General features: G+C 61.6%; 10 protein-coding genes. 7 read left to right on the top strand and 3 right to left on the bottom strand.

The window, feature by feature from the left end; genetic code table 11:
- From QZ522_RS15630 to folK, 3 genes are all read right to left on the bottom strand, one after another.
- The coding region (locus QZ522_RS15630; protein ID WP_294613632.1) for a bifunctional (p)ppGpp synthetase/guanosine-3',5'-bis(diphosphate) 3'-pyrophosphohydrolase at positions 1-2100 on the bottom strand (2100 nt) is incomplete at its 3' end.
- A gap of 32 nt (positions 2101-2132) precedes the next feature.
- Positions 2133-2486 (bottom strand): DNA-directed RNA polymerase subunit omega, encoded by a 354-nt coding sequence (gene rpoZ / locus QZ522_RS15625; RefSeq protein WP_294613628.1) that lies wholly within the window; start codon positions 2484-2486, stop codon positions 2133-2135.
- A 78-nt stretch (positions 2487-2564) separates the two neighbouring features.
- On the bottom strand, positions 2565-3131 hold the full coding sequence (gene folK / locus QZ522_RS15620) for a 2-amino-4-hydroxy-6-hydroxymethyldihydropteridine diphosphokinase (protein ID WP_294613625.1): 567 nt from the start codon (positions 3129-3131) through the stop codon (positions 2565-2567).
- A 141-nt stretch (positions 3132-3272) separates the two neighbouring features.
- On the opposite strand from folK, the gene QZ522_RS15615 reads away from it, so the two are divergent.
- From QZ522_RS15615 to QZ522_RS15585, 7 genes are all read left to right on the top strand, one after another.
- Positions 3273-3845, top strand: coding sequence for an NYN domain-containing protein (locus QZ522_RS15615; RefSeq protein WP_294613622.1), 573 nt, complete (start codon positions 3273-3275; stop codon positions 3843-3845).
- Between the two features lie 45 nt (positions 3846-3890).
- Positions 3891-4343 carry a YqaA family protein gene (locus tag QZ522_RS15610; protein ID WP_294613619.1) on the top strand — a complete coding sequence of 151 codons (453 nt, stop codon included), beginning with the start codon at positions 3891-3893 and terminating at the stop codon, positions 4341-4343.
- A 67-nt stretch (positions 4344-4410) separates the two neighbouring features.
- Positions 4411-5361 carry a 4-hydroxy-3-methylbut-2-enyl diphosphate reductase gene (ispH, locus tag QZ522_RS15605; protein WP_294613616.1) on the top strand — a complete coding sequence of 317 codons (951 nt, stop codon included), beginning with the start codon at positions 4411-4413 and terminating at the stop codon, positions 5359-5361.
- Between the two features lie 87 nt (positions 5362-5448).
- Positions 5449-6264 (top strand): N-acetyltransferase, encoded by an 816-nt coding sequence (locus QZ522_RS15600; RefSeq protein WP_294613613.1) that lies wholly within the window; start codon positions 5449-5451, stop codon positions 6262-6264.
- A 57-nt stretch (positions 6265-6321) separates the two neighbouring features.
- On the top strand, positions 6322-6774 hold the full coding sequence (locus tag QZ522_RS15595) for a DUF3429 domain-containing protein (RefSeq protein ID WP_294613635.1): 453 nt from the start codon (positions 6322-6324) through the stop codon (positions 6772-6774).
- Between the two features lie 45 nt (positions 6775-6819).
- The gene (gene rnhA, locus QZ522_RS15590; RefSeq protein WP_294613610.1) at positions 6820-7287 is read left to right on the top strand and encodes a ribonuclease HI; all 468 of its coding nucleotides are present in this window, start codon (positions 6820-6822) and stop codon (positions 7285-7287) included.
- Positions 7284-7907, top strand: coding sequence for a trimeric intracellular cation channel family protein (locus QZ522_RS15585; protein ID WP_294613607.1), 624 nt, complete (start codon positions 7284-7286; stop codon positions 7905-7907). Before rnhA ends, QZ522_RS15585 begins: the two co-directional genes overlap by 4 nt.
- Positions 7908-8158: the final 251 nt, after the last annotated feature.

The following is an 8158-nucleotide window of genomic DNA, read 5'->3' as shown; positions in this document are numbered from 1 at the left end:
GCGGATACGCTCAACCGCAGCTACATCGTTTTCTGCTTCCAGCATCAAGATCAACGAATGCAGCTGCTCAACATCTCGCAGTTCGACGTTTATCACCAAACGGTAAAAGTCTGGTTTCCGGTCAACAAACTCCAAGTCCGAGATATTGGCCTTCTGCTCTCCGATCAAGGTGCAAATCCGCCCCATCACGCCAGCGTCATTGCCAATCGTCAGATCAAGCGTCACCGCATATACCGCAGGATGTGTCCCGTTGTGCCAATGCAAGTCAAGCCAGCGCTGAGGCTGGTCGTCATAGGCCGACAGGGTTTCGCAATCGATGGCATGGATCACCACACCACGCCCGCGATAGGTGATGCCAACGATCCGCTCGCCCGGCAGCGGCTGACAACAGCGCGCCCGCTCAAAGCTCTGGTCTGCCTTAAGGCCGATTACCGCAAAATCACGCGCCACTTCGTTGCCGTGCTCGGGCACCAGATCGGGATAGACCGCGTTCAGCACCTGATGCGCGGTCAGCTCGGCACTGCCAAGGCGCGCGCGCACCTCTTCGGCGTCCCGCAGGCGCAGCGTGCGTGCCGCCGACTCAAGCGCCTTGTCGGTGGCTTTTTTGCCGACATGCTCGAACGCCGACCGCGCGAGTTCCCGGCCAAGCTTGATATAGCGGTCGCGATCCAGCTCGCGCAGGGCACGGCGAATGGCCGCGCGGGCCTTGCCGGTGGTGGCAATATCAAGCCAGGTCGCCTGCGGCGTCTGGCCCTCGGCGGTGATCACCTCGACGGACTGGCCGTTCTTGATCCGGGTCCAGAGCGGCACCCGCATGCCGTCGATCTTGGCCCCGACACAGACATGCCCGATCCGGGTATGGATAGCATAGGCGAAATCAATCGGCGTCGCGCCACGCGGGAGCTTGATCACGTCGCCTTTGGGGGTGAAACAGAACACCTGGTCGGCGTACATCTCAAGCTTGACCGCTTCCATGAATTCGGTGTGGTCTTCTTCGGCGTCAAACTGTTCCGTCACCGACGAAATCCAGCGCGCGGGATCGACCGCAAAGGGGTTCTCGCTGCGCACGCCGTCGCGGTACGACCAATGCGCCGCAACCCCGGTTTCGGCCACATCATGCATCTGGCGGGTTCTGATCTGAACTTCGACACGCTTGCCATCGCGGCCCGACACGGTGGTATGGATCGAGCGATAGCCGTTCGATTTCGGCTGGCTGATGTAATCCTTGAACCGCCCCGGCACCGCGCGCCAGCGCTGGTGGATCGCCCCCAGCACCGCGTAACAGTCGTATTCGTTCCGCGTTACCACCCGGAAGCCGTAAATGTCGGACAGGCGGGAAAAGCCCATCTCCTTTTCCTGCATCTTGCGCCAGATCGAATAGGGCTTTTTCGCGCGGCCAAAAACCTCGGCGGTGATCCCGGCCTTATCAAGCTCGTGGCACATGTCGCTGGTGATCCGCTCGATCACATCGCCGGTTTCTTTCTGCAGGGTGATAAAGCGGCGGATGATGCTGGCGCGGGCCTCTGGGTTGAGGACGCGAAACGCTAGATCCTCAAGCTCTTCGCGCATCCACTGCATCCCCATGCGTCCGGCCAGCGGCGCAAAGATATCCATGGTCTCGCGGGCCTTCTGGGCCTGTTTTTCGGGGCGCATCGCCTTGATCGTGCGCATATTGTGCAACCGGTCCGCCAGCTTGACCAGGATGACCCGCAGGTCCTTGGACATCGCCATGAACAACTTGCGAAAGTTTTCGGCCTGCTTGGTTTCGGAACTGCTGAGTTGCAGATTGGTCAGTTTGGTGACCCCATCGACAAGATCGGCCACCTCGCGCCCGAACTGTTCTTCGACGGTCTGATACGAGGCCTTGGTGTCCTCGATCGTATCATGCAACAGCGCGGTGATGATCGTGGCATCATCCAGCCGCTGCTCGGTCAGGATGGCGGCCACGGCCACGGGATGGGTGAAATAGGGCTCGCCGGAATGGCGAAACTGGCCCTCGTGCATTGCGCGGCCATAATCATAGGCCGCACGAATCAAAGCTTCGTTGGTCTTTGGATTATAATGCCGCACAAGCGTGATCAGGTCGTCAACGGCGATCATCTGATCTTCGCCCTTGGGTCGGAGGGGAAGGCTTAGCCTTGCCCCTGTGCTTCCATCAGAGCCCGCAGAAGTTTTTCTTCGGACATATCATCGGCCTCGGGCTTATCGGCCTCGCCACCCATCAACAGAGCCATCGAATCTTCTTCGGGCTCGTCAACTTCGATCTGGGTCTGGTTCGATTCGATCAGACGCTCGCGCAGATCGTCCGCAGATTGGGTTTCTTCGGCGATCTCGCGCAGGGCCACAACCGGGTTCTTGTCGTTGTCGCGATCCACGGTCAGCGGTGCACCGGATGCGATTTCGCGCGCGCGGTGCGCGGCGAGCATAACCAGATCAAACCGGTTCGGGACCTTATCAACGCAATCTTCTGTGGTAACGCGGGCCATTTGACCTCCGAGAAATAGGGGCAGGTTTGCAAGAAGTCCTGTATTTAGGCTGTCAATACAGGATTTACAAGCAGAGAATCACAGCAAGACAACCGCATCCCTATCGGATTGCGGCAGGGCTTCAAGCATCTGCCTGACCGACTTTCCAAGCACAGGATGCACCCACTCCGGCGCCACATCCGCCAACGGCACAAGCACGAAGGCCCGGTCCTGCATCCTGGGGTGCGGCAAGATAAGCTGATCGGGCGCGGCGGTGGTCTGTACCTCGGGCGCAAGATCATGCCAGATCGCAAATGTCTCAGGGTCAGGCAGAACCTGGTTTCCCACCGCGATCAGGTCAAGATCAAGCGTGCGCTGCCCCCAGCGGCGAACCCGCTCGCGGCCAAACGCGGCCTCGACCCGATGCAAAAGCGCCAGCACATCCCGTGCCCCCCCGGCAAAGTCCAGCACCGCCGCGCCATTCACGTAATCCGGCCCCACCCCGGCCGGGAAACACGGCGTGCTGTAAAGCCCGCTTGACGCGACGACATCCGCGCCCTCGCGGCGCAACATGTCCAAAGCCGCCCGCAGTGTCTCAGCAGGCCCTCCCACGGCTGACGGCATATTTCCACCGATTGCGATCAAGCATTGTTGATTGAATGTCATCAACATCCTATCCTTTCGAGATATATCGTGCTCTTGCGTGTTGTGTATAATGTACGTAATTCATTTCTTTACATCTGTCCTGCCCCACCACTCACACACTAAACCCCGGGCAAGACATGATACTTCGGAAGGACATTTGAGATGTTTTATAAAGATGAGCGACTGGCTTTGTTCATCGATGGCTCCAACCTTTATGCCGCCGGCAAGGCGCTTGGGTTCGACATCGACTACAAGCTATTGCGTACCGAGTTCATGCGTCGCGGCAAACTGCTTCGCGCGTTTTACTATACTGCCCTGCTAGAGAATGACGAATACTCGCCGATCCGCCCGCTGGTCGACTGGCTGCACTATAACGGGTTTTCCATGGTCACGAAACCGGCCAAGGAATACACCGACAGTCAGGGCCGCCGCAAGGTCAAGGGCAACATGGATATCGAACTGACCGTGGATGCAATGGAACTTGCACCGCATGTCGATCATATCGTGCTGTTCTCGGGCGATGGCGATTTCCGCCCACTGGTGGAAAGCCTGCAACGTCAAGGCGTTCGTGTGTCGGTGGTCTCGACCATCCGAAGCCAACCGCCGATGATCTCGGACGAATTGCGCCGTCAGGCCGACAACTTCATCGAATTGCAGGACCTCAAGGACGTCATCGGACGCCCGCCGCGCGAAGTTAGCCAAGAACGCCAAGAGGCATACGCAGATCAGGATTAAGCCAATCCTGCGCCGCAGCAAGATCAACGCCCGGACCCGCCGCCAATGATCGGCGCGGATCTGGGCGTTTTCGCGCAATTGGGCGGATTGTTCGTCGCGGCCTTTGGCGCCGCCACGATTTTCCCGTTTCAGTCAGAGATCGTCTTTGTCGGCCTGCAACTGGGCGGCACGGCGCCGCTTGTCTGGCTGATCGTCGCGGCCAGCATCGGCAATACCCTTGGGGCGGTGGTCAACTATGGGCTCGGGATCTGGATCGAGCACTATCGCGACCGGCGCTGGTTCCCGTTCAATGGCGGCCAGATGGCCCGCGCCGAACGCTGGTACGCACGCTGGGGCGTCTGGACCCTGCTGCTAAGCTGGGCACCGCTTGGCGATGCCTTTACCGTCATCGCCGGGGTGATGCGCACACCACCCTGGTTGTTCCTTGTGCTGGTGAGCATCGCCAAGACCGGACGCTATATCGTGCTGGCCTGGCTGACCGCGCAGGCAGCGACCTAGATCGCGCCCATCAAGACTGGACGGCGCGCATCGCAAGCCTTACCTCTAGCCCTGACAGGAGGCACGCATGACCAAACCACCCCTTACCCTTTACCTTGCGGCCCCGCGCGGGTTCTGCGCAGGCGTGGACCGCGCCATCAAGATCGTCGAAATGGCGCTCGGAAAATGGGGCGCGCCGGTCTATGTGCGCCACGAGATCGTGCACAACAAATACGTGGTCGACGATCTGCGCGCCAAGGGGGCGGTGTTTGTCGAGGAACTTGACGATTGCCCCGATGACCGCCCGGTGATCTTTTCCGCCCATGGCGTGCCCAAATCGGTACCCGCAGAGGCCAGCGCCCGCCAGATGCTTTATGTCGATGCCACCTGCCCGCTGGTCAGCAAGGTCCATATCGAGGCCGAACGCCATGCCGAGGCCGGATTGCAGATCATCATGATCGGTCACGCGGGCCACCCTGAAACCGTGGGCACCATGGGCCAGCTTCCCGATGGCGAGGTCCTGCTTGTCGAGACCCCCGCCGATGTGCCCGGCCTTGTGGTGCGTGATCCGCAAAAGCTTGCCTTCGTGACACAGACCACCCTCTCGGTCGATGACACCGCCGATATCGTCGCCGCCCTTCAGGCGCAGTTTCCCGCCATCAAGGGGCCCCATAAGGAAGACATCTGTTACGCCACCACCAACCGTCAGGAAGCGGTCAAGGCAATGGCGCACAAGGCCGAGGCGATGCTTGTCGTCGGCGCACCGAACTCGTCCAACTCGCGCCGTCTGGTCGAGGTGGGCGCGCGTGCGGGCTGTGGCTATGCCCAGCTTGTGCAACGCGCCACCGACATCGACTGGCGCGCGATTGAGGGTATCAAAAGCATCGGCATCACCGCAGGCGCCTCGGCCCCCGAAGTGCTTGTGAACGAGGTGATCGCGGCCCTTGAGGCGCGCTATGACGTCACCATCGAAGTGGTGGAAACCGCCACCGAAAACGTCGAATTCAAAGTGCCCCGCGTCTTGCGCACCCCGGCCTGAACCGCGCGCGGACACACCCAATCCGGGCTTCGCGATATCAGGCACCCGTGCGATACTGCGCCCTGCAACGGGGGAAGGAATGGCACGATGACATCAACCGGGCAGGATTATTTCGGCACCGAGGCCCAGATATCCGTTTTGCGGCGCGCCCGCGCGCTTTTCGATCTCACCGACACCGATCCGCGGATGACCTATTATGGCCGTAGCGTCGGGTTGGCCGATCCCGACGAGCAATCCATGGACCGGCTGGTATCGCTGATCGCCCTGCAAGGCAACAGTTCGATCGTTACCATCGGGAATGGCGATATCGGCCATTGGCAAGCCGAGGCTCAACGCCGCGACCTTACCGTCACCCATTACGCCCGCTGGCTTGGGGCCGAGGGCGCCACCCAAACCGCCCGCGCCCTGCTTGATCGCCATCCGCTGCCTGCGGATCTGACGGTTGTTCGCGTCGACAAGGACGCCCCGGCCCGGGCCATGGAGCAACTCGCCGATGTCGCCCTGTCCTGCGGCGTTCTCCCACCATCCGGTGCCGTCCTGCGCGGTATTCGCAAGCCCGGCCTCGGCCTTGTGGCCCTCGACAAGACCGGCAAGGGCGTCGCTTGTGCCGGGGCGGCCAGCTATTTGCACCCCGATCATCCGCTTGGGCGGCGGCAATGCTGGTGGGGGATGCTCGCCACTCTGCCCGAGCGGCGCGGCGAACGCCTTGCCCTGATCCTTGGCGCCATGGCCCTGATCGAGATGCAGGACCGCTATGGCTTTGACGAGGTCTTTACCGGCATCACACCGGGGAATGCCGCCTCCGAAACCGTCTGCACCCGCCTTGGCCTTCGTGCCGAAGGCACCAATGTGCTGGCCTTTGCCGATCCTCACCAACTGCCCGGCGGGCGCCTGTCAAAGTAACCCCGCCTGCGCAGCACCCCCTTGCCAAGCGAAGATCGCAAAGCCATGTTGCCGCCCATGCAACCGATCCCCCGTGCCCCGCTTTTCCTTGGCCTTGCCGGTCTTTTGCCCTTTCTCTGGGGCGCCCTGACCGTGGTATTGCCCGATCTCGGGTTCTGGACGGCCCAGACTATCGGGCCGCGCTTTGCCGGGCCTTACGTGATGCTGTTTTACGGCGCCGTGATCCTGTCGTTCATGTCCGGCGTGCTCTGGGGCTTTGCCACCCGGCTAAGCGGTCCACCCGCCACAAGCGGCTATGTCCTTTCGACCCTTCCGGCGCTTTGGGCGTTCTTCATGACCGGCGGCGGGCCGACCAGCGCGGGCATCTCGCTAATCACCGGCTTTGTCGGATTGCTTGGTCTGGACTGGCTCTTTTGGCATCACGGTGTTACCCCGCCATGGTGGATGCGCCTGCGCATCCTGCTCACCGCCGTGGTGGTGACCTGCCTCGCTATCGGAGTATTTGCGTGACCCCCAATACTGAAACCCTGCGCGTTTATGATGCGATCACCGCCCATGGCTGAGCTATTTGCCTATACCGACGGCGCCTGTTCAGGCAATCCCGGCCCCGGCGGCTGGGGCGCTTTGCTGCGGGCCACCGAGGGCGGTAAAATCATAAAAGAGCGCGAATTGTCCGGTGGCGAAGCCCTGACAACCAACAACCGGATGGAGCTTTTGGCCGCCATCCATGCGCTTGAGGCCCTTGCCAAGCCGAGCCGGATCACCATCGTCACCGATAGTGCCTATGTCAAAAACGGTGTCACCGGCTGGATTCATGGCTGGAAGCGGAACGGATGGAAGACCGCCGCCCGCAAGCCGGTCAAGAACGTCGAACTCTGGCAGCGCCTTGACGAGGCACAGGCCCGCCACGACGTCATCTGGGAATGGGTCAAAGGCCATGCGGGCCACCCCGAAAACGAGCGCGCCGATGAATTGGCCCGCGCAGGGATGGAGCCGTTCAAACCCGGCAAGTCGCGCGCATGAGTCCGCTGATCCTGCTAGATTATGCCGCGGTGCTGATCTTTGCGCTGACCGGCGCATTGGTGGCCAGCCGCCAACAGCTTGATATCGTCGGCTTTGCCTTTGTCGCCAGCCTGACGGCGGTCGGCGGCGGCACGCTGCGCGATGTGCTGCTGGATCGCAACCCGGTGTTCTGGCTTGGCAATCCCAACTATATCCTGATCGCCTGCGGCGCCGCACTCGTGGTGTTTTTCACCGCGCATCTGGTCGAAAGCCGCTATCGCCTGTTGCTCTGGCTCGACAGCTTTGCGCTTGCCGTGGCGGTGCCGGCCGGGGTGGCCGCGGCGATGGGCATGATGCAACCCGGCGCGATCGTGGTGATCATGGGCGTTGTGACCGGCTGCATGGGCGGGCTGTTGCGCGATGTGGTCTGCAACGAGGTGCCGCTTGTACTCAAACAGGGCGAGCTTTATGTCAGCGCCGCCTTCGGGGGTGCCCTGACCGCCGTCGCACTTAGCTGTTTCAGCAGCGAGATGCTCGTTATCCTTGGCGGCTGCGCCCTTGTCACATGGGCCCTGCGCGCTGGCTCCATGCTGTTCGGCTGGCGCCTTCCGGTCTATCGAAGCCGCCCGCCGCGGGTCTGAGGGGCTGGGTCGCGGGGCTCAGCCGGCGTTCATTCATTCGTCCAAGTTTACCAATCGCCGACCGAATACGCCGCCACCGTTGCCTTGCCCCTTACCCAATGACAGATCTAACCGACCTGAACGGCGCCAACGGGCCTAATCCGGCCAGCCCCTATTTGCGCCCCAGATAGGTCTGGTAAAGCCAGATCAGCAGCATCGCCCCAAGCACCGCCCCGATCAGGCCGCCCAGCAAGCCGCCCACCGTCAGAAGC

The sequence above is a fragment of the uncultured Roseovarius sp. genome, from assembly GCF_913054395.1.
Taxonomy (GTDB): domain Bacteria; phylum Pseudomonadota; class Alphaproteobacteria; order Rhodobacterales; family Rhodobacteraceae; genus Roseovarius.
This window is presented reverse-complemented; position numbering and strand designations above follow the sequence as displayed.